Annotated in this window: 1 protein-coding gene; it reads left to right on the forward strand. The window is 67.0% G+C overall.

The window, feature by feature from the left end; all coding sequences use genetic code 11:
• Window positions 1-557 (forward strand): catalase-related domain-containing protein (locus tag H7J86_RS31665; RefSeq protein WP_276066001.1); only part of this gene is annotated, 557 nt, incomplete at both ends.

Genomic DNA, 557 nt, shown 5'->3' on the forward strand with positions numbered 1-557 from the left:
TGTTCTACCGCAGCCTCAGTGCGGTCGAGCAGGACCATATCGTCGAGGCCTTCACCTTCGAATTGGGCAAGGTGTACGAAAAGGCGATCAAGGAACGCGAACTGCTCGTGCTGGCCAATGTCGACACCGACCTGTGCCGGCAGGTGGCCGCCGGCCTGGGGCTACCGGCCCCGAAGGGCGAGCCCGTCGCCGAGGTCACACCCTCGGCCGCGCTGGCGCAGCTGCCGGTCAAGGACGGCCCGGTGGCCGGCCGCAAGATCGGGATCATCGCGGATGCGGGTTCAGACCTGGCCGGTGTGGCCAGACTGGTCAAAGACACTGCGGCGCTCGGTGTTACGGCTCTGGTGATCGCGCCCGTCGGGGGAACCCTCAAATCGGGCCGACGGCAGATCGTGGTGGATCGGACGTCGGCGACGGCTCGGTCGATCGAGTTCGATGCGCTGGTGGTGGCAGCGGGAACCGATCCCAACCCCGATCTCAAAACGGTCGTGATGCTGCAGGAGGCGTTCCGGCACTGCAAGGCGCTAGCGGCGTGGGGAGACGGTGCCGGACTGCTC

Source organism: Mycobacterium hackensackense (assembly GCF_025822555.1).
In the GTDB taxonomy this organism is placed as follows: domain Bacteria; phylum Actinomycetota; class Actinomycetes; order Mycobacteriales; family Mycobacteriaceae; genus Mycobacterium; species Mycobacterium fluoranthenivorans.